Annotated in this window: 20 protein-coding genes and 1 tRNA gene; 9 read left to right on the top strand and 12 right to left on the bottom strand. The window is 65.2% G+C overall.

The annotated features are described in order from the left end of the window. Window positions 1-30 precede the first annotated feature (30 nt). Window positions 31-1,236: a pyridoxal phosphate-dependent aminotransferase gene (locus Q376_RS21435; RefSeq protein ID WP_052364953.1), complete on the top strand. Its 1,206-nt coding sequence runs from the start codon at window positions 31-33 to the stop codon at window positions 1,234-1,236. Between the two features lie 69 nt (window positions 1,237-1,305). Here Q376_RS21435 and Q376_RS0104710 read toward each other — a convergent pair whose 3' ends face one another. Continuing rightward, window positions 1,306-2,754 carry a pyridoxal phosphate-dependent decarboxylase family protein gene (locus tag Q376_RS0104710; protein ID WP_027349337.1) on the bottom strand — a complete coding sequence of 483 codons (1,449 nt, stop codon included), beginning with the start codon at window positions 2,752-2,754 and terminating at the stop codon, window positions 1,306-1,308. Window positions 2,755-3,058: 304 nt separating this feature from the next. Next, window positions 3,059-3,310, bottom strand: coding sequence for a hypothetical protein (locus tag Q376_RS0104715; RefSeq protein ID WP_027349338.1), 252 nt, complete (start codon window positions 3,308-3,310; stop codon window positions 3,059-3,061). A 349-nt stretch (window positions 3,311-3,659) separates the two neighbouring features. On the opposite strand from Q376_RS0104715, the gene Q376_RS0104725 reads away from it, so the two are divergent. Together Q376_RS0104725 and purU are read left to right on the top strand one after the other, a co-directional pair. Then, the gene (locus Q376_RS0104725; RefSeq protein ID WP_027349339.1) at window positions 3,660-3,839 is read left to right on the top strand and encodes a hypothetical protein; all 180 of its coding nucleotides are present in this window, start codon (window positions 3,660-3,662) and stop codon (window positions 3,837-3,839) included. Window positions 3,840-3,871: 32 nt separating this feature from the next. Continuing rightward, window positions 3,872-4,720 carry a formyltetrahydrofolate deformylase gene (purU, locus tag Q376_RS0104730; RefSeq protein ID WP_027349340.1) on the top strand — a complete coding sequence of 283 codons (849 nt, stop codon included), beginning with the start codon at window positions 3,872-3,874 and terminating at the stop codon, window positions 4,718-4,720. Window positions 4,721-4,800: 80 nt separating this feature from the next. Here the strand turns inward: purU and Q376_RS0104735 are convergent, their stop codons facing one another. The 8 genes from Q376_RS0104735 to Q376_RS0104770 form a co-directional block, all read right to left on the bottom strand. Beyond that, window positions 4,801-5,583 carry a DeoR/GlpR family DNA-binding transcription regulator gene (locus Q376_RS0104735; protein ID WP_027349341.1) on the bottom strand — a complete coding sequence of 261 codons (783 nt, stop codon included), beginning with the start codon at window positions 5,581-5,583 and terminating at the stop codon, window positions 4,801-4,803. Window positions 5,584-5,681: 98 nt separating this feature from the next. Then, on the bottom strand, window positions 5,682-6,626 hold the full coding sequence (locus Q376_RS0104740; protein ID WP_043446311.1) for a choline kinase family protein: 945 nt from the start codon (window positions 6,624-6,626) through the stop codon (window positions 5,682-5,684). 16 nt (window positions 6,627-6,642) lie between these two features. Continuing rightward, window positions 6,643-7,578: a phosphotransferase gene (locus Q376_RS0104745; protein WP_027349343.1), complete on the bottom strand. Its 936-nt coding sequence runs from the start codon at window positions 7,576-7,578 to the stop codon at window positions 6,643-6,645. Further along, complete coding sequence (locus Q376_RS0104750; RefSeq protein ID WP_027349344.1) at window positions 7,578-8,861, bottom strand: Zn-dependent hydrolase; 1,284 nt, start codon at window positions 8,859-8,861, stop codon at window positions 7,578-7,580. Before Q376_RS0104750 ends, Q376_RS0104745 begins: the two co-directional genes overlap by 1 nt. Window positions 8,862-8,891: 30 nt before the next feature. Further along, window positions 8,892-10,724, bottom strand: a complete 1,833-nt coding sequence (locus tag Q376_RS0104755; RefSeq protein ID WP_027349345.1) for an ABC transporter ATP-binding protein — start codon at window positions 10,722-10,724, stop codon at window positions 8,892-8,894. Beyond that, complete coding sequence (locus Q376_RS0104760; protein WP_027349346.1) at window positions 10,721-11,629, bottom strand: ABC transporter permease; 909 nt, start codon at window positions 11,627-11,629, stop codon at window positions 10,721-10,723. The genes Q376_RS0104755 and Q376_RS0104760 overlap by 4 nt, the downstream gene beginning before the upstream one ends. Next, window positions 11,629-12,609, bottom strand: coding sequence for an ABC transporter permease (locus tag Q376_RS0104765; RefSeq protein WP_027349347.1), 981 nt, complete (start codon window positions 12,607-12,609; stop codon window positions 11,629-11,631). Before Q376_RS0104765 ends, Q376_RS0104760 begins: the two co-directional genes overlap by 1 nt. 60 nt (window positions 12,610-12,669) lie before the next feature. Further along, window positions 12,670-14,250, bottom strand: coding sequence for an ABC transporter substrate-binding protein (locus Q376_RS0104770; protein WP_043446283.1), 1,581 nt, complete (start codon window positions 14,248-14,250; stop codon window positions 12,670-12,672). Window positions 14,251-14,422: 172 nt separating this feature from the next. Here Q376_RS0104770 and Q376_RS24660 point away from each other — a divergent pair, with 172 nt between their 5' ends. Together Q376_RS24660 and hisN are read left to right on the top strand one after the other, a co-directional pair. Next, window positions 14,423-14,806, top strand: a complete 384-nt coding sequence (locus tag Q376_RS24660; protein ID WP_155834147.1) for a hypothetical protein — start codon at window positions 14,423-14,425, stop codon at window positions 14,804-14,806. Next, window positions 14,764-15,525, top strand: coding sequence for a histidinol-phosphatase (gene hisN, locus Q376_RS0104775; protein WP_027349349.1), 762 nt, complete (start codon window positions 14,764-14,766; stop codon window positions 15,523-15,525). The genes Q376_RS24660 and hisN overlap by 43 nt, the downstream gene beginning before the upstream one ends. A gap of 149 nt (window positions 15,526-15,674) precedes the next feature. Here hisN and Q376_RS0104780 read toward each other — a convergent pair. Then, window positions 15,675-15,751 (bottom strand) — tRNA-Pro (locus Q376_RS0104780). 94 nt (window positions 15,752-15,845) lie between these two features. Further along, window positions 15,846-16,820 (bottom strand): octaprenyl diphosphate synthase, encoded by a 975-nt coding sequence (ispB, locus tag Q376_RS0104785; protein WP_043446286.1) that lies wholly within the window; start codon window positions 16,818-16,820, stop codon window positions 15,846-15,848. Between the two features lie 369 nt (window positions 16,821-17,189). Here ispB and rplU point away from each other — a divergent pair, with 369 nt between their 5' ends. From rplU to proB, 4 genes are all read left to right on the top strand, one after another. Next, window positions 17,190-17,498 (top strand): 50S ribosomal protein L21, encoded by a 309-nt coding sequence (gene rplU / locus Q376_RS0104790; protein ID WP_027349351.1) that lies wholly within the window; start codon window positions 17,190-17,192, stop codon window positions 17,496-17,498. 34 nt (window positions 17,499-17,532) lie between these two features. Then, window positions 17,533-17,790, top strand: a complete 258-nt coding sequence (gene rpmA / locus Q376_RS0104795; protein WP_027349352.1) for a 50S ribosomal protein L27 — start codon at window positions 17,533-17,535, stop codon at window positions 17,788-17,790. 254 nt (window positions 17,791-18,044) lie between these two features. Further along, window positions 18,045-19,262 (top strand): Obg family GTPase CgtA, encoded by a 1,218-nt coding sequence (cgtA, locus tag Q376_RS0104800; RefSeq protein ID WP_027349353.1) that lies wholly within the window; start codon window positions 18,045-18,047, stop codon window positions 19,260-19,262. A 124-nt stretch (window positions 19,263-19,386) separates the two neighbouring features. Further along, the gene (proB, locus tag Q376_RS0104805; protein WP_027349354.1) at window positions 19,387-20,520 is read left to right on the top strand and encodes a glutamate 5-kinase; all 1,134 of its coding nucleotides are present in this window, start codon (window positions 19,387-19,389) and stop codon (window positions 20,518-20,520) included. Window positions 20,521-20,591: the final 71 nt, after the last annotated feature.

The raw sequence follows: 20,591 nt of genomic DNA on the forward strand, positions 1-20,591 counted from the left end.
TTCCAACAATAACATGCCAAGGATGTCGCCATGACCGATGTCGGTTCCCGCCGCCATTTCCTTCGTTCCTCGCTGGGAGCTTCCGCCCTCGCCGTCGCCGGCACCGCTCTGCCATTGCTCGGCGGCTGCGCCAGTGCAAAGCCTGCGCCCTCGGCGCCTGCGCCCGTCCCCGGGGCACGCTTTGCCCGCGAGGGCACTTTCATCAACTACAACGAGTATCCGCTCGGTCCTTGCGAGTCCGCCCGCGAGGCGCTGGTCGAGATCATCGGGCAGACCGGTTTCTACCGCTTCGATCTGATCCAGCGTTTCCACGACTCGCTGGCCGCGCACCTCGGCGTCGATGCCGAGCAGGTGATCCTCTATCCCGGCTCGGGATGGGCGTTGGAGCTCGCTCCTCGGGTATTCACTTCGGCCGAGCGTTCACTGGTGGTCGCAGACCCGAGTTACGAGGCCTGCGAGCAGGTCGCCAAGCGCATGGGTACCCCCGTCCACCGTGTGCCGCTGCTCGCCAATGGCGCGCACGATCTGACTGCGATGTGCGCCTTCCCCGATGCCGGACTGATCTACGTCTGCAACCCCAACAACCCGACCGGCACCATCACACCGCGCGAGGCGATCGTGAGCGCGCTGGCCAATAAACCCGCCGATGCCATCCTGCTGGTCGATGAGGCCTACATCCACTTCTCCGAAGAGCAGTCGGTGATCGACCTGGTGGCATCGCACCCTGATCTGATCGTGCTGCATACCTTCGCCAAGCTCTACGGTATGGCGGGTCTTCGCTGCGGATTCGCGGTGGGACAGGGTGATGCGTTGGCCAGACTGCGGGCAATGGGGTCCGATGCCATTTCGGTCACTGCTGCGGTGGCGGCGCAGGCGAGCATCGAGGATCAAACGATAGTGGCCGAACGGCGTGCCTATAACTCCGGGGTGCGTAACGATGTGATCCGCTGGCTCCAGGCTCGGGGAGTCGAGTGCACGGTGTCGCATACCAACTGTTTCATGATGGATGTCGGTCGGCCAGGCAAGGACGTGGCCGCGGCGATGGCGAGCCACGGCGTCCATGTCGGGCGCAGCTGGCCGAGCTGGCCCAACTGGGTGCGCGTATCGGTAGGGACGCGCGAAGACATGGAAGCATTCAAGACTGCTTTCGCCGCGGTGCAGGAGCAAGGGGTGCTTGCCGCAGCCACTGCCTGCGCGCCGGAACTACGGCTGTGCACCGCTGCTGCATTGGCCTGATGGCTGTCCGAGCAGCGATGAATCGCTGCTCGGCGGCTGCGCCAGCGCAGTGCCAGGGCGCCTCGAAGTTCAGGCGCCGGCTTGGTTCGTCCGCAGTGTCGAGGCGATGTCCGCGGAGACGGACTGCATCAACGACCAGAGTGACCTCACGTCCTCGTCGGTCGTTTCCGGTGCGCCGATGGATACCCTGACCATCCACTTTCCACCTGCGGTCGCGGGTGTGACGAAGGCCTCGCCGGATTTATTGACCGCGCTCGCCCACGCCCGGGTGAACTCATCGAGCGCTCCCTCCGGGATGCCCGGCGGCTCGAACCGAACGCAGACGGTCTGTAGCGCTACCGGCGCCACCACTTGCCAATGCGGTGTGCGCGAAACTTCCTCGGCCAGCTCCGTTGCTAGCTTCAAATCGCGTCGCAGGCGCGCCTGCAAGCCATCGACACCCTGTTCACGAATCACGAACCACAGCTTCAAAGCTCGGAAACGCCGACCGAGAGGGATGCTTGTATCACGGAGGTTTCGGACCACGCCGTCGGTCTCCGACTGCAGGTATGTCGGATTGGTCGACATGACCCGCAGCAGATGCGGCTCGTCCCGGACGAAGTAGAGGGAGCAGTCGAAGGGCACACCCAGCCATTTGTGGGCGTTGATCACGACGCTGTCGGCGCCCTCGATGCCATTCCACATCCATCGGTATTCCGGAAGGATCATCGCGCTGCCGGCCATCGCTGCATCCACGTGCAGCCAGACGCCGTGCTTTTGCGCAATCTCGGCGATCTCGTCGACCGGATCGAATGAAGTCGTCGCCGTGCCCCCCACGGCGGCGACGATGGCGCACGGTTTGAGCCCAGCGGCCAAGTCGGCGACGATGGCCTGTTCGAGCGCATCGGCGCGCATCGCGAAGACCTCGTCGACATCGATCAGGCGGACGTTCTCACGGCCGAAACCGCAGAGCAGGGCCGCCTTCATCACAGAAGAGTGCGCGCTCACCGAGGTGTAGACGACCAGGCGCTGGCCGCCGTCCTGCAGGCCCGCCCGGGCCAAGGCGTAGTCCGTCGAGCGCTCGCGCGCGGTCAGCAGCGCCACTAGTGTGCTGGACGAGGCGGTATCGTTGATTACGCCGAACCACTGCGGCGAAAGGCCCACCATCTGGCGGAACCAGTCGACGACGACCTCTTCGACTTCCGTCACCGCGGGCGAGGACTGCCAGGACAGGCCGAGGACGCCGAGGCCACTGCTCATCAGGTCTCCGAGAATGCCCGCGTGCAGTGAGTTCGACGGGAAGAAGCCGAAGAACCGTGGATGCTGCCAGTGGGAGAGGTGGGGGAGGACGACCTTGTCCATGTCACCGAGGATCGCTTCGAATGGCTCGCCCTTAGAGGGCGGAGCGTCCGGCAGGAGTGCCTTGACGCTGCCCGGTTCCGTCGCGGCCTGCACAGGCAGGTTCCTCATTTGCGCGTGATAGTCGGCCAGCCAGTCGATCACGGCGTGGCCGTGCCTGCGGAATTCTTCAGTATCCACGTTTCGCTCCAAACGTTTGGTGGGGCCCGACAGGCGCGGTGCGGGCTCTATCCGGCCCGGGCGGGCGCTACGGTCAATCCTTTGGAGTATCGACGAGAGCGCTGCGCCGTTTCCTTAATCCGTGATTTCTAATGACTTACCGGCAGGTCGATGGGCGATTGCCAAAACCGGACTTGGGCTACGCCCGAAGCTGCGATTCTCGATACCAGTTGCAGCGCAGTCCGGGGGGACGAAATGGCCGAGCGCGGCGTGGCGTCTAGCGCGGCGGCTGCCGCAGAATGATCGACAGTGGGAAAGACGCGAGCTAGGAGCCGTTATCCTGACCGACGTCCTGCGCTCGCTCGTGGGCGAGATCGGATCGACGCTGGTGGGCGGCTTGGTCGGGCTCGCTTGAATCCTTGCGCTTTCTGCGCAACGACGAAATCCCGCGGCGGATGCTGCGGGGGCGGAGGTAGAGAGGATCGCGGGGGCGTGCGTTGACCAGCATCGACCAGATCCAGGCGCTGAGACCGGTGAGCGAAATCACCACGAGAGCACTGAGCATCGAATCGGACATATCGAAGGCCTCCGTTTCGAACCTAGGCTGGAGTTTCGCCTGGATCGCGGCCCGAGCCCGGGGGAGGCGCTGGCTGGCGCCCTCGCTGGGCTCGAGTACCCCTCCAGTGTAGCGGCGCTGACCGACGCTGGAAGTGCCTTGCGACCAAAGAGAAGCCCAGGGCAAAGCGGCGCAGAAAAGGTCGGTGGGATGTCCCGAAGGATGCCCGCGGCGCAATGGAGGTTCGTCTCCTCTCCACTGGCGGCCCCTTACCGAGCTCGCTGATCGGGCATATACTGCTCGCCCCATCAAGGGCCGCCAGCCGGCCCTTGGCTATCCAGCCCCTCCTGTACAGCGTGGACCACTGGTCATGAAAGAATCGAACTCAGCCGAAAAAGCGCGTCACGATGCCACCGGCCCCGCTGCTGGAAAGGGCGGCAGGCCAAGTCGCTTTGCGCCGCTCAAGGACGTGCGTCTGTTGATCGTCGGGGTTGCGGTAGTGGTGATCGTTTTGTTTTTCGTCTTTGCCGTGGCCAGTCTGTTCGAATAGCCACGAATCGAATTCCGGAGATATTCCCGCCGATGAAAACCCTCGTCCTCACTCTCTCCTGCGCGGACCGCATGGGTATCGTTGCCGCCGTCGGCAGCGCGATCGCAGCGCAAGGTGGCAACATCATCGAAAGCGGACAGTACGTCGACCGCGAGAATGGGCGCTTTTTCATGCGGGTATGCTGCGAGGTCGAAGAGAGCGGCTCGCTCGAGGCATTCCGCAAAGGGTTCTCGCCGGTCGGCGCTGAGTACTCGATGAAATGGGAAGTGCATGACGCCGCGGTCAAGCCGCGGGTGATGATCCTGGTCTCCCAGCAAGGCCATTGTCTCAATGACCTGCTCTATCGCCATAACACCGGGCAGCTGCCGATGGAGCTGACCTCGATCCTCTCCAACCACGACACCTTCAGGCGTCGCGCCGAGCACGAGGGTGTGCCGTTTCATCATCTGCCCGTGACCGCCGCCAGCAAGGCGGAGCAGGAGGGGAAACTGCTGGCGCTGATACGCGAGCAGCGCGTCGATCTGGTGATCCTCGCCCGCTACATGCAGATCCTCTCCGATGACCTATCGAAAGCGCTCTCCGGACGGGTGATCAACATCCACCACTCCTTTCTGCCCAGCTTCAAGGGCGCGCGTCCCTATCATCAAGCGCACAAGCGCGGGGTGAAGCTGATCGGCGCTACTGCGCACTACGTCACCGCGGACCTCGACGAAGGGCCGATCATCGAACAGGACGTGCAGCGCGTCGACCATTCGATGACCGCCGAAGACATGGCCGCGATCGGCCGCGATACAGAGTGCCAAGTGCTGGCTCGTGCGGTGCGACTGCACCTCGAGCACCGGGTCCTTTTGAACGACGACCGCACCGTGGTGTTCCACTGACATCGAGCCGCAGCGCCGGCGGGTGATCCTCGTCCGCAGCGCTTGCCTCGACACGAATCGGCAAGGGCGCCTGCAAAGGGCTAGCTGCCGGGGTGAAGGACCCGTCCTCCCCTGGCGAGGGCGGCGAGCAGCGCCGGGTCGTCGATGGCGCGATCGCTGACCAGCAGATCGATCCGCGAGGCGCTGCAGTAGGACAGCCGGCTGGCTTGCCCGATCTTGCTATGGTCGGCGAGCAGTGCGACACGCGATGCGCACGAGGCCATTGCGGCGGCGATCTCCGCCTCGTCATGGTCGTAGCTGGTAGCGCCGTGGGCGGCGTCGATACCGACCGGTGACAGCAGCGCCAGATCGGCACGGTAGCGGTGGATCTCACCGATGGTCTTGGCACCGAAGGTCGCCTGCAGGGCGGAGTTGACGTCGCCGCCGAGCAGGACCACCCGGTTGCTGGAAGTGCTGTGCGCCTCTCGTGGGGAGGGGGCGAGCTTCAGCGCCACGGCAATCGAGTTGGTCACCACGATCAGGCCCTCCAGCGTACTGAGCTCCTCGGCCAAGAGGGTCGTCGTGCTGCCTGCGTCGATGAACAGGGTCTGGCCGCTGGAGATCTCGCTGCGCGTGAGCTTGGCGATCGTGCGTTTTTCTTCGATCCGGGTCTTTGCACGCACATCGATCGGCGGCTCTTGGCGCCTGGTCGTCATCGCGCCGCCGTGGATGCGCCTGAGCTCACCGCGGCGTTCGAGGTAGAGCAGGTCCCGCCTGACGGTTTCGCGTGATACACCCAGCTCCGACGCCAACCGTTCGGTGGAGAGGCGTTGAAAAGTGTCGAGCAGCGTGCAGATGCGTTGATAGCGTTCCTGATGCCACATCCGGTCAAATCCCTTTACTCACCGCCAGCGCGGAATACCTTGCCCCGGATAGGGCGCAACGATGGACCGCGAGGGATCCATGATTCGGTATCCGCAACTCATACCTTGGATAGATGGGTCTTCCAGGCGGGGTCGCCAACGATGGCGCGAAAGCGCATCAGCTTCCATGCGCCGTACTTGAAATAATCGAATTCGAGCTGCGAGACCATCATCTGCACCATCGACCAGGCTGCCCACTTGATGTCGGCCAGCGCCTTGTGGATCGTGACGCGTGCGACGAGCTGGTCGGTGACGTGGCCGAAATAGGCTTCGATCAGGGCGTGTTCGACCGCGGGCGAAAAGAACATCTCGCCGAACCAGATCCCGAGATCGTAGCAGCGGTCGTTCATCGACGCATACTCGTAGTCGATCAGCATGATCGCACCGTCCGGGCCGACCATGAAATTACCCGGCATCGGGTCGTTGAAGCAGGGCACCAGGTCCAGTCCCGAGGCTTCCAGCGCGCTGCGCGCCAAGCGGTAGTTCAGCGCGATCCACTCGCCATCGGGCGGCTGCGGTGCGCCCAGCGTCCTGACCTGCTCCTCGTGCTCATCGATCATGTCGAAAACGGTCTTGGTCAGCATCAGCGACGGCAGAGCGTGAAACCTTCGATAGGCATCGATCGCGGCCAGTCGGGCCTCGCTGTCGGCGAAGACGCTGTGGGTGCTGGCACGGTGGGTCGGCATGAAATCGTTGATCTCGATCCCTTCCGCGGCCAGGTCGTCATGCACGGCAGGGCCGATGCCCGCCGCCGCGGCCTTGCGCGATGCGTCCAGCGCGGCGACCCGGTCGATGAACATCTCGGTACCCTTGCCGGGCAGCTTGACGAAGTAGTCCCCCGTGCCATCGCTGCAGGTCACACGCCAGTTCGAATTGCTTATCCCGCCCGATACCGGTCGGTAGGTGATTCCTGCGCAGCGGCGAAACAGCGGCGCCTTGTAGATCGCTGCTTCTATCTCACGTTCGGCGGCCGTGGTGGCCTCTCCGAGCTTCTTGATCATCATCGTCATCCTCCGTCGCTCAAAGCCCGCGCAACTTTTCCTCGAACTGCGGATGGTTCAGCGCCAGTCGCGCGCGCATCAGGCGCCATTCGCCGTACTTCATGAACTCGATCTGCTTTCGCGTCGTCGTCCGAGCCGCGACCAATCCCCATAGCGCGCACATCACGTCATCGACGATGGCGTACAGCCGCGCGCGGTTGAAAGCCTTGGGATCCTCTCCCCCCATGTAATGGCTGAAGGCCATGCGCATCTCGGATTCGAAGTAGTGCGCCTCGTTGAGCACGACGCCGACGTCATAGAGCGGGTCGTTCATCCCGGCCCTGTCGAAATCCAGCAGCATCACGGCGCCTGCATTCGAGATCATCAGGTTGGATGCATTGCCCTCGTTGCGGCAGGGAGCCAGTGGGCCTGCGCTGGTGGCTTGCCCGATCGCCTCGACCATCCTGAGAATCCACCAGAAGTCGTCCGGCAGCGGTAGCCTCAATGCGCCTGCGCGTTCACTGAGCTCGTCGATTCGGGCGAAGGGGTCGAAGCGTGCCGCCATTGGCGGGGCCGCATGCAGGCGGGCCAGCCTGGAGAGGGTCTGGTCCAGGATATCGGGTACCTGCAGGCGATCGAGCGTCGCGGTATGCCAGCCTGCCTCCAACCGTTCGAACAGCACCGCGCCGAGCGCTGCGTCGGCCCAGACCACCCGCGGACCGATTCCCAGGTCCGAGGCCAGTTTTGCTCCGGCGATCGCCGCGTCGAGATCGTAGAAGCTGCGCATTTCCGCGTGCATGATCTTGAGGAACAGCGGCTGGTGGGTGGTGGGGTGTTCGAGGCGATAGGTGAGGCTATCGACGGCCCGGCAGGTCGGTGAGGCCACCGACTCCGGGCCTGGCTGAAGCACGGCCCCGGGCAGTCCCGCCGCCTCGAGCACCAGGTTCGGATCCACCTCGCCGCCATGGTCCGTCATCACGCATCCTCCCTGGCTCGGTCCAGGTCGCCGCCGGCGCGAAACAGCCGCCACAGCATGTGGACCAGCACGTCCCCGCCGGCGGCGAGATTCTCTGGACTAGTGTATTCCTGCGGGTTGTGGCAGATACCGTCCTTGCTCGGCACGGCGATGACGATCGCCGGACAGCGGCGCAGCACCGGGATGGCGTCATGTCCACCGATCGTGTCCAGCTGCATGCGCGGCAGCGCCAGGGCGTCCGCGGCCGTCTCGGTCATCTCCACCAGGCGTGTGTCGAAGCGCCCGGCCGGCCGGCGGTCGATGGAGACGATCCGCCCCGCTACGCCGGCGCGCTTCATGCAGTCGGGCAGGGCGGCTTCGAGCGCCTGCTCGGCCCAGGTAAGCGTCGTCATCTCGGGGGCGCGCAGCTCGGCGAACAGAACCGCCTGCCCGGGGACGATGTTCGGCGAGTTCGGCGAGATCTCCAGGCGCGCCACCGAGGTATGCAGGGTGTCGGGCGCCTGGTCCACCAGTTCGCGGATCGCGCTGATCAGATAGGCGGCCCCCAGCACTGCATCCTTGCGTTCTGCCATCGCGGTGGGACCGGTATGCGCCTGTTCACCGGTGACCTCGATACGGACCTTCAGTGCTCCCCAGTAGCGTACGAAGGGCGCGATGACCTTATGTTCGCGCTCGAGGATCGGGCCGCACTCGATGTGGATTTCGAGATAGGCATCGGGAACCGGCGCGGAAGCGGAGCCGGCGTAGCCGGTACGCTGGAGCTCGTCGCCGACGCGGAGGCCGTCGCCATCGCGCCGATCGAGGGCGAAGTCGAGGGTCAGCTCGCCGGCGAAGACGCTGCTGCCCAGCAGGCTGGGCTGAAAGCGTGCGCCTTCCTCGTTCATCCAGTCCGCGATGGCGAAGTTGCAGCCCGGCGTGATGCCCTGTGCGTGAGCGGCTTCGCGGACGGCCTCGATACCCGCCAGCGCCACCATCACGCCATAGGCCCCGTCGAAACGCCCCCCTTTGGGCTGGCTGTCGAGATGGGAGCCGACCATGATCAGTGGCGCATCGGGGCCGGCCAGCTCGAGCACACCGAACAGGTTACCGATCGCATCGACCCGCACCTCATAGCCTCGGCTGCGCATCTGCGCGGCGAACCAGTCACGGGCCTGGGCATGGGTATCGGTCAGCGCGGGACGGTCGACTCCGCCGTCACCGGTCGAGCCGAATGTCGAGACCGTGGCCATCAGTTCGTCGAGCGACTCGCTGTCGATGCGAGGGATGCGCTGAGTGTCGGGCATGGTTGTTCTCCTTGGGGCTACTGGCCTTGGCTAGCGAAGCAGCTCGGCTGTCGTCGCTCGCTGGGAAGATGGCTGGTGAAGGAAACAGGCGGACAGTGCGCCTTCCCCAGAGCTGCGCAGCCTCGGGCTCTCCAGCCGGCAGCGGTCGAACGCGTGCGGACAGCGATTGGCGAAGGAGCAGCCCGGCGGCAGGTCGATCGGGCTGGGCGGCTCGCCCTCCAGCAGGCACTCCTCGGGGCGGTAGCGGCGCTGCTCCAGCGTCGGGGCGGCCGACAGCAGCGCGCGGGAATAGGGGTGGGCGGGATCGAAGAACAGCTTGCGGTTCGGCGCCACTTCCACGGTCTCGCCGAGGTACATGACCGCGATCCGCGAACACACCCGGCGGACCATCGCCAGGTCGTGGGAGATGAAGATATAGGTGAACCCATGCTGTGCCTGCAGCCGCTCGAACAGGCTGAGCATCTTGCCCTGCTCGGTCTGATCCAGCGCCGACAGGGTCTCGTCCATGATCAGCAGGCGCGGCTCCAGGATCATCGCGCGCGCGACGTTCACGCGCTGGCGCTGCCCGGCGCTCAGCCCCATCGGCAGTTCGTGGTACAGGCTTGGCGGCAGGCCGACTTCGTTCATCACCTCGGCAGCGCGTGCGCGGCGCTCGCGCGCGCTGCCGATCCGATGGATCTTCAGCGGTTCCTCCAGGATCGCACCGATGGTCGACTGCGGCGGCAGCGAGCCATAGGGATCCTGCAGCACCAGCTGGAACCGGCGCCGCAGCCGGCGCAGTTCGGCCGACGAGCTGGTCGAGACGTTGGTTCCTTCGAACAGCACTTCACCGCTGTCGGGCTGCTCGAGCCCGGTCAGCAGGCGCATCAGCGAGGATTTTCCGCAGCCGCTTTCGCCGACGACGCCGAAGTTGTCCCCGGCGTAGACATCGAAATCCACCTGGCGCACGGCTTGCACCTGCACTTTCCCCAGGCCGCCCGGCTTTCGTACCGAGTAGCTGCGACTGACGCCGCGCACCGACATGATCGGCTGGCGTGCGTCGCCGTGCATGGGGGCCGGCGTCGTCTCGTCCCACAGGCGGGGCAGTTCCGCGATCAGGCCCTGGGTATAAGCGTGCCGCGGCCGCTGGACCAGCGCAGCGGGCGGCTGCTGCTCGACCACCTGGCCTCCATGCAGCACCATGACCCTGTCCGAGGCATCGCAGGCGACCGGCAGCGATGAGCAGACGAACAAAACGCCGGTATCGAATTCGTTCGCCAGCTCCCGCAGCAGCTTGAGGATCTGCGCGGCGATGGTCACATCCAGCGGCTGGGTGATGTTGTCGGCGATCAGCAGCGCGGGGTCCGAGATCAGCGCATCGACGATCATCGCCCGCTGCATCATCCCGCCGCTGTACTGGAACGGATATTCGTGGAACCGCTGGTGCGCCGCTGGGATGCGCACCGCCGAGAGCAGTTCGATCGCGCGCTTGCGCGCATCGGTCACCGAGATGCCGGGGCGCACCGCGCGCAGCTTCTCGACGATCTGCGTGCCGACCGTCATCGTCGGATCCAGCGCGCCGGCGGGATTGCCGCCGACGTAGGCGATCTCGCGCCCGGACAGGCGCTTCGCCAAGCCGGCGTCGGCCACCAGGTCGCGGCCCTGGAACAGGATCCGCCCCGCCGAGATTCCAAGCGGTGGCGACAGCCAGCTGGCCAGCGCCCGCGCGAGCACGGTCTTGCCCGAGCCGCTTGCGCCGATCACCCCGACGATCTGGCGCGTGGCGATCTCGAACGAGATGTCGCGCAGGATCGCCGTGCTGCCCGCCGAGGTGTTCAGGTCGACGCAAAGATTCTGCACGCTGAGCAGCGAATCCCCAGTCATCGCTGGCCTCCATAGACGCTGTTGCGGGCGCGCTCCAGCGCGGCGCCCATCAGGTTGATGCTGCCCAGCGTCAGGAACAGGAAGACGCCCGGCATCGTCGCGATCCACCATGCGTTCAACAGGTACTGGCGACCCTCGGCGATGACGTTGCCGAAGGTAGGCGTGGGCGGCTGAACCCCGAGCCCGAGGAATCCCAGCACGCTCTCGAAGATCATCATCCGCGCGATGTCGAGCACGGCGACGAAGGCGATCGGTGGCAGCACCAAGGGCAGCAGCAGCGACAGCATGATCCGCGCGTCCGAGGCGCCCAGCACCCGCGCGCCGCGCACGTACTCCTTGCTGCGCTCGGCCATCACCGTCGAGCGCATCACGCGGGCGTAGACCGGCCAGCCCGAGAGTCCCAGCACCAGGATGATCGCCGGTATCGTGGGGCGTGCGACACCGAGGATGGTGATGGCTAGGATGATCATCGGGATCGACAGCTGGGCATCGGTCAGCCGCATCAGCAGCATGTCGATCCTGCCGCCGTAGTAGCCGGCGACCATTCCTACCGCGCAGCCGATCACCAGCATCAGCACCACGGTGGTCACCCCGATCAGCAGCGAGTAGCGCAGCCCCACCAAGGAGCGCACCAGCATGTCCCGCCCCAGCTGGTCGGTGCCCAAGGGGTGTGCCCAGCTGAAGCCTTCGGCGAGCAGCAGCGGTGGGGTGAAGCGTGCCCGGATGTTCATCGCGGTCGGGTCGATGCCTCTCAGTTCGGGGTAGAGCAGCGCCGCCAGGAGCAGCAGGGTGAAGACGCAGAGCCCGATGCGAAACTCGACCGAGGCCCAGGCCAGGTGCCAGATACGCGAGGTGAGAGTGCGCACGGGTTTCGCGGGGGGCTGGGGGATATCGATCTCGGACATCAGTATTCCAGCCTCGGGTCGATGGCGGTCGTGGCGAGATCGACCGCGATGTTGATCAGCACGAAGGCGGCGCTGGTGACGATGGCGATACCCTGGATCAGCGGGAAATCCCGCTGCAGGACCGCGTTGATGGTGAGCAGGCCGAGACCGGGATAGTCGAAGATGAATTCGACGACCAGCACGCCGCCGAGCAGCATCGAGAACTGCACCCCGAGCAGGTTCAAAAGCGGCACCGAGGCGTTCTTCAGCGCATGTCGGACGATGATCTGGAGGCGCGACAGGCCGCGGATCCGGGCGATGTCGATGAAGCTCTGGCGCATGATCTGGGCGACCGACACCGTCAGGGTGCGGATGATGAACGGCGCCATCTCGACCGCCAGCACGATCGCCGGCAGCACGGTGTAGGCGAAGCCGCGATAGCCGATCGCCGGCAGCCAGCCCAGTTTCACCGACAGCAGCAGCGCCAGCACGATGCCCAGCCAGAAATTCGGCAGGCTGACGAACACCGACCCCAGGTAGAGCGCCATCCTGTCCGGCCAGCGCCCAGGGTGAAGCCCGCCCGCTACGCCGATCGGCACCGCGACGATCAGGGCGAAGACCATGGCCAGCAGCGCCAGCTGGAGGGTCTTCGGCGCCGCCTCGGCGATCAGGTCCAGCACTCGGGCCCGTTCGGAGCGGGTCATGTCGTCGAAGCTTGCGCCGCCTACCGCCGCGCCGCTGGCCGGACGCATGAAGGATTGGCCCAGGTCGCCCTGGGCGACGCTTGCGATGTAGCGGCCGAACTGCACCGGGATCGGGTCGCGCAGTCCCATTTCGGTGGCGATCTGCTCGATCAGCGTCTCGGGCGCCATGCCGCCGGCCATCAGCCGCACCGGGTCACCCGGTACCACGCGCAGCAGGGTGAAAATGACGAAGGCCACCAGCACAACGATCAAGGTGCCCTGTGCCAGCCTCTTCGCTAGAAAGACCATGATGAACATGGCTCCATCCTCCAGCCAGTGAGCGGGGCGGCGCGCAGCGGTGCGCGCCGCGCTTGCAGGTCAGGTGGAGAAGACCGCCTTCGATGCGTCGGTCAGGCCGTCGGGGTAGATGAACAGGCCGTCCATCTCCGCGCGCATGCCGTGGATCATCACCGACGTGAACAGCGAAAGCGCTGGCGCCTTGTCCGCCAGCATCGGCAGCAGGTCGGTCTGCAGCAGCTCGCGGCGCTCCTCGAGGGTCGCGGCGTTGCGTTCACGGTCCAGAGCCGCATCGATCTCGGCATCCTCGATGCCGCAGATGCGCTTCGAGGAGGAGTGGAAATGGGTGCGCAGTACCAGGTCGGGCTCGGGCGATCCGGTCGACCAGCCGCAGTCGATCATATGACCGGGGCCTCCGCCGGGGCGGTCGTACAGGCGCTCGTTCCAGGCGGCGACCTCCATCACGTTCAGCGTCACCGGAAAGCCCTGCTCGCGCAGCAGCATGGTGATGATCTCGCCGTAGTCGCGGGTCTTGGGATAGAAACCGGTCGAGGTGATGTACTCCAGGTCGGGAAGGCCCTCGCCGTTTGGATAGCCCGCCTCGGCCAGCAGGCGCTGGCACTCCTCTGGGTCGTATTCGGGATAGTTGGCCAAGTCCGAGTAGCCGAACTTGATCGGCGAAATGAAATTCGACGACGGTTCGCCCGCGGTACCCAGTATCTCGTCGATCACCGTGCGGTCGATCGCGTGACAGGCCGCGCGGCGCACGCGCCAATCGTCGAAGGGCGGTTTCGAGCAGCGAAACCAGAGGTACTTGTTTTCCACCGAGACCAGCCGCGACAGCTTGATGTCGTCCCGGCCCTCCAGGGTCGCGAACTGCTCCGGTTCCAGGCGTTCGATGATGTCGGCCTGGCCGTTCATCAACGACAGCATGCGCGTGGTCGCGTCGCCGACGAAGGAGAACGTCACGCCCTCTACGGTCGGATGCCCTTTGTAGTAGTCGGGGAATGCCTCCATCACCGTGCTGTTGCCTCGCTGCTCGACGAACCGGAACGGGCCGGTGCCGTTCAACCGCTGGCTGAGCGGGCCGCGCGGCCCACCTGAGATGTCGCTGGCCGACATGATCGGCAGGTAGGCCGCGAGGAAGATGAACAGGTGAGCGCCGTAGCCGCCTTTGGAGGTATCGACGATCACCGTGTAGTCGTCCGGCGTGGTCACCTCGAACGTCTCGTTCGAGCCCGGGTACCACTGCGCCGGCCGGTCGGGCTGCGAGCCGTATTCGAAGGTCGCCTTCACGTCCTCGGCGCGAAACGGCTTACCGTCGTGGAAGGTGATGTCCTCGCGCAGCCGGATCTCGAGCCGGTGAGGATCGAGCTGCTCGATCGAGGTCGCCAGTTCCATCACCATCTCACCGGGGTCCTCGGGGCGCATCGGTGCGCGGGCCAAGTAGCCCATGACGAATCCCTGGATCGTGGTCTGGGACAGCGTGGTATGAGCGGTCGGGTCCCAGTTGCCAGTGATGTTCTCGGCGGAGAGAAAGGTGATCGGACGATTGCTCTGTGCACGGGCCGAGGTGAAGAAGAAATCGGGATCGATCCTGGCAGTGGCCAACGCACCGCAGGCCAGCGCTGAAGCACTGAGGAAATTCCGGCGACTGATCATGAAACCCTCCTGATGTTTTTATCGGTGTTATTGGTCTAGGAACGGCTCTTGAAACTGCTTACGGCGCTACGTCGGCTAGCGATGGGCCAGCGGCCGCGCTCCGGCCCCGGGCATCGGCGCGGGTACCGATGGGATCACGGCCTATCGGTGGCGCGGCGACGGACAGGGCGGCATGGAAGCGCATGTCGGCATCGGGGTGTCACTTTTGTTATCGACCACGGTGCTGCTGGTACTGGTGCTGCTGCGATCGGGCGATGAGGCGAAATATGGCGCTCTGCGCCTGCGGGCCGATCCTGGCGAAGGGGGGCTTGGCGTTATTGTTGTTGTTTTGTGGAATATGTGTTTTTTTATGGATATGTCTATTGAAATCACACCAAAGGATAGGACGCAACGTTTTTTTTACCGCCGCCGACTCCTCGTCCATCGCCCCGTCGGTGCCGAAGGTCACTTCGTCGAGATCGCCCGACCATGCCCAGCGCCGCCGACACTTTCCGCTCCGACCACGACACCCCGATGCGTTTCGCCCAGGCCCTTGCCGATACCGCATCACCCCTGACCCTGGGGCGTTTCCGGCAGTCGTTCGAGATCGACACCAAAAGCGATGAGAGCCCGGTCACGATCGCTGATCGCGAGACCGAAGCCGCGCTGCGGATGATGATCGCGCAGCGCTATCCCGACCACGGCATCCTCGGCGAGGAGCATGGACGGGAAAGGCTCGATGCCGAGTACGTATGGGTGATCGATCCGATCGATGGCACCCGCAGTTTCATCAGCGGCTGGCCGCTCTGGGGAACGCTGATCGCCCTGCTGCGCGACGGTCGCCCGCTTTTGGGAGTGATCGATGCGCCTGCGCTCGGCGAGAGATGGAGCGCGCAGGTGGGAGAGCCGACTCGACTGAACGGGGAGCCTTGTCGCGTCAGCGGATGCGAGACGCTCGCCGAGGCACGGTTCTATACCACTTCACCGTTTTATTTTGCCGCCGATGAGCGCAATGGCCTCGACCAGGTGATGGCGCAGGCCGCGCTGGTACGCTTCGGCGGCGACTGCTATGGCTACGGATTGCTCGCCTCGGGCCACATCGATTTGATCATCGAGACCGGGCTCGAGCCATATGACTATTTGGCCCTGGTCACGATAGTCGAGGGCGCCGGTGGCGTGATCAGCGACTGGCGAGGACGGCCGCTGGGCCTCGACTCACGCGGCCAAGTGATAGCCGCGGCCTCACCCGAGCTGCATCGCCAAGCACTGGCGATGATCGCCGCAGCGGCCCGCTGAGCGTCGTTCGCGGCCGAGCCAGCCTTCCCATCGCCGGTCTTTCGACGGTGGCGGCGCAGGTGGGGGTGATGATCGAGGCAGCAGAAGAGGGGCATACGAAAACCGCCACCCGGAATGATCCGTGAGTGGCGGTTTTGGCGGGATCTATTTGGTCGGAGTGATAGGATTTGAACCTACGACCCCTGCCTCCCGAAGACAGTGCTCTACCAAGCTGAGCTACACTCCGACATGTTGCCCGCTGCTAGCGGCGTTCGCCCCAAGCATCGAGAACGGGGCGCATTATAAGTCTTTGCCGTTCTTTTGCAAGCGATCGTTGCCGTTCAGGCGCTGCGCTCGACCGCTTGCCGCGCCAGCAGGGCGAGACTATCGCGGAACTCGCTCGGCGGCAGGCAGTCCAGGTTGGCCAGCGCCCGGTCGCGCATTTCGAGTGCGCGATCGCGGGTGTAGTCGAGCGAGCCGGTACGCCGGACGATGTCGAGCACGGTGTCGAGGTGCTCGAGGCCGCCTTGCTCGATCGCTCGGCGGATCAGTGTCGCTTCCTCCGCGGTGCCGGTCTTCATCGCCTGGATCAGTGGCAGCGTCGGCTTGCCCTCGGCAAGGTCGTCGCCGACGTTCTTGCCCATCGTGTCGGCGTCGCCGAGGTAGTCGAGCAGGTCGTCGACCAGCTGGAAGGCGAGCCCGAGATGGCGGCCATAGAGCCGCAGCGCCTCGATCTGCTCGCTGCTGCCGTCGGTGAGCATCGCGCCGGTGTGCGATGCGGCTTCGAACAGCATCGCGGTCTTGCCCTGGATGGTCTTGAAGTAGTCCGCCTCGTCGATGTCGGCGTTGCCGATGTTGGTCAGCTGGAGCACCTCGCCTTCGGCGATCGTCGAGGTCGCTTGGGACAGAATCGCCATGATCTCCATCGAGCCGACGTCGACCATCATCTGGAACGAGCGGGAATAGAGGAAGTCGCCGACCAGTACCGAGGGCGCGTTGCCCCACTCCTCGTTGGCGGTCGGCTTGCCGCGACGCAGCCGGGATTCGTCGACCACATCGTCATGGAGCAGGGTGGAGGTGTGCATGAACTCGATCAGCGCGGCCAGCAGTACGTGCTTTTCTCCGCGGTAGCCGAGCGCGCGCGCGGCGAGCAGCACCAGCAGTGGGCGAACCCGCTTGCCGCCGCTTTCCACGATGTAGTGGCCGATCGTCTCGACCAAGGGGACATCGGAGGCGAGACGTCGATGAATGGTGCGATCGACTTCGGCGAAGTCTTCGGCTACTGGAGCGTGAGTCGGGGAGGCGCTGAATGACATGGCTGGCTCTGTCGCTGTGATGCGCTCGCCGCCGCTCTATCCGTCACAACCGAGAGTGTCGGTGCCGGCGTCGGACGAGACGACCGTCTTGGGAGTTGTAAAGGCGATGCCGTGATTCGAACTTCACGGGCACGCTTCGCCGCCATCGGCAGCCTTGCGATGCCCTGGGGCTGCACCGTCGCGGTATGCTAGGCGGGGCGCGCAGGGGCGTCAAGGCGGCTGGTCTGGACACTTGAGTGATGGGGGCTGGATGGTTATAATGCGCGGCCCCAAACTCGTCGTGCTCCCTGTTAGATGGTGCCAGAAGGGGTGCCACTCGACGCAGGTCGACCAAGTAGCGATCCAGATGAGTCGTTCGGAGAAATCCCCATGTATGCAGTAATCAAGAGCGGTGGCAAGCAGTACCGCGTCAAGGAAGGCCAGCGCATCAAGCTCGAGAAGCTCGAGATCGCCACCGGCGAGAGCTTCGATTTCGACCAGGTGCTGCTGATCGGCGGTGACGAAGTCAAGGTTGGCGCCCCGCTGGTCGACGGTGCCAAGGTGACTGCCGAGGTGGTTTCGCACGGCCGCGGCGACAAGGTGACCATCATCAAGTTCCGCCGTCGCAAGCACCACATGAAGCGTCAGGGCCACCGCCAGTGGTTCACTGAAGTCAAGATCACCGGAATCAGCGCGTAAGCGATCGATTCCCCGAGAAGCGAGGTAAAGTGCAATGGCTCACAAGAAAGCGGCGGGTAGTTCGCGCAACGGACGCGACTCTCATTCGAAACGCCTCGGCGTGAAGCTGTTCGGTGGCCAGGCCGCCATCGCCGGCAACATCATCGTTCGTCAGCGCGGCACCAAGTTCCACGCTGGCACCGGTGTGGGCGTGGGCAAGGACTACACCCTGTTCGCGCTGACCGATGGTCACATCAAGTTCGAGACCAAAGGTCCGAAGCAGCGCAAGTTCGTCAGCGTCGTCCCGGCCTGATACGGCCTTCCGCGACCCTGGCGCATGCCGGGGTCGGTCGGCAGGTGAAAGAGCCCCGCCCTCGTCGCGGGGCTCTTTCGCATGTCGGCCCGCAAGGGCCAGTGCCGCTTGGGCGGCTCCATCCAGTTCAAACGATGGCCTTCGGGTCGTCGCAGATCGTGCAATCGACGTCGATGCAGTGTCTTCCCGGGTTCGTTGTTCCCGCCACGCCGTACGATTGCTGAAGGCGCCCGAGCAAGGCGTGAGGAGAACGTATGCAATTCGTCGATGAAGCTTCGATCACCGTCGAGGCGGGCAAGGGCGGCAATGGCTGCCTGAGTTTCCGGCGCGAGAAATTCATCCCCAAGGGCGGTCCCGACGGCGGTGACGGCGGCCATGGCGGCAGCGTCTACCTAGTCGGCGACGAGTCGCTCAATACTCTGATCGACTTCAAGTTCCAGCGCTTTTACAAAGCCGAGAACGGCCGTCCCGGCCAGGGCAGCCAGATGAGCGGCCGCCAGGGCGAGGATCTTTACGTCAAGGTGCCGGTCGGTACCATCGTGATCGATGTCGAGACCCTCGAGGTGATCGGCGATGTCACCGAAGTGGGTCAAGAGCTCAAGGTCGCCCAGGGCGGCCGCCGCGGGCTCGGCAACGTCCACTTCAAATCGTCGACCAACCGCGCGCCGCGGCGCACCACCCAGGGTACCGAAGGCGATCGTCGCGAGCTGCGTCTCGAGCTCAAGCTGATGGCCGATGTGGGGCTGCTCGGCATGCCCAACGCCGGCAAGTCGACCTTGATCCGCGCGGTCTCGGCGGCGCGTCCCAAGGTGGCGGACTATCCCTTCACCACCTTGGTGCCCAACCTCGGCGTGGTCAAGATCGGCTCCCATGAGCACTTCGTGATCGCGGACGTGCCGGGGCTGATCGAGGGGGCCTCCGAGGGGGCGGGTCTCGGGCTTCGTTTCCTCAAGCACCTCACCCGCACCCGGCTTTTGTTCCACGTCGTCGATGTGATGCCGGTCGACGAGAGCGATCCGGTGGCTGCGGTCGAGATGATCGCCGCCGAGCTCGCCAGCTTCTCGCCAGCGCTCGCCGAGCTGCCGCGGTGGCTGGTGATCAACAAGCTCGATCTGATCGCCCCCGACGAGCGCGCCGCCAAGGTCGCCGAGATCAAGCAGCGGCTTGGTTGGGAGGGGCCGGTGTTCGAGCTTTCCGCGGCCAATCGCGAAGGCTGCGACGAGCTGGTCCAGGCCGCTCATCGCTGGCTGGTCGAGCAGCGCCAGCAGGTGCTCGAAAGCGAGGATGCGGCGCAGCGCGAGCGTGAAATGCGCGAGCGGATGGAGCAGGAGTCGCTGGCCCGGGCCGAGGAGCGTCTCGCTCGTCGCCATCGGCGCGTCGTCGAGAAAGACGTCGAGCAGGATGAGAGCGACGACGACGATGATGATTGGGACGAGGACGATTATGATGTCGAGATCGAGTACGTTCGCTGAGCGTACCGCTGGCCTGCGCGGCTGAACGCCGCCTGGTTGGCTCGATCACGTTCCAGACGCCGCGGCATGCACCGCGGCGTTTTCGATTCCAAGGCGGTTCCAAAGCAGGGGAGTAGCGTAAGGGATGAGTGCGCAGGTTCCGGACCGCGCGAGCCTCGAACGGGCTCGCTGCGTAGTGGTGAAGATCGGCAGTTCGCTTCTGACCAACGACGGACGCGGGCTCGATGAGGTCGCGATCGGTGGCTGGGTCGACCAGCTGATCGCGCTGCGCGCGCTCGGCATCGCTCCGGTGCTGGTCTCCTCCGGCGCCGTCGCCGAGGGCGTGGTCCGCCTGGGCTGGCACTCGCGGCCGAGCGAGCTTCACGAGCTGCAGGCCGCCGCCGCGGTGGGGCAATCCGGGTTGGTGCAGTGCTGGGAGGGACATTTCGCCAGGCACGGCGTGCGCAGCGCGCAGATCCTCCTGACCCATGACGACCTTTCCAATCGCAAGCGCTATCTCAACGCCCGCTCGGCGCTGCGCACGCTGATCTCGCTCGGCGTGGTTCCGGTGATCAACGAAAACGACACCGTGGTCACCGACGAGATCCGCTTTGGTGACAACGACACTCTGGGCGCGCTGGTCGCCAACCTGGTCGAAGCCGAAGCGCTGCTGCTGCTCACCGATCAGGAGGGGCTTTTCGATGCCGACCCGCGCAGCAACCCCGATGCGCGTCTGATCGAAGAGTGCGATGCCGACGATCCGCGGCTCGACGCCGTGGCGGGCGGCGGAGGGCTGCTCGGTCGCGGTGGAATGGCGACCAAGCTGCGCGCGGCCAGGCTGGCCGCGCGCTCCGGCGCGCTGACGGTGATCGCCAGCGGCCGGCAGCCGGACGTGCTGCTGCGACTGCTGCGCGGCGAGTCGCTGGGCACGCTGCTCAAGCCCGAGCATGCGCCGATCACCGCGCGCAAGCGTTGGATCGCCGGCCAGCTCCAGGTGCGTGGAACGCTGGTGATCGATGACGGTGCGGTGGAGGTGCTGCGCACCCACGGCTCGAGCCTGCTTCCGGTCGGCGTCAGGCAGGTCAGCGGCCGGTTCAAGCGCGGCGATCTGGTGGTCTGCGTCGATGAGCGCGGCGAGCGGGTCGCCAAGGGGCTGGTCAATTACGACATCGCCGAGGCCGAGCTGATCATCGGGGCGCCGAGCCGTGAGATAGAGGCGCGGCTCGGCTACGTCGAATCCCCCGAGCTGATCCATCGCGACAATCTAGTGGTGCTCTAGATGGCGCAGGCGCCGTCGCAGCATAGAGACGGGTGGCGTTGATCGCGACTCGCTGATAGAATGCCGCATCC

The organism is Halotalea alkalilenta DSM 17697 (genome assembly GCF_000621205.1).
Classification (GTDB): Bacteria; Pseudomonadota; Gammaproteobacteria; order Pseudomonadales; family Halomonadaceae; genus Halotalea; species Halotalea alkalilenta.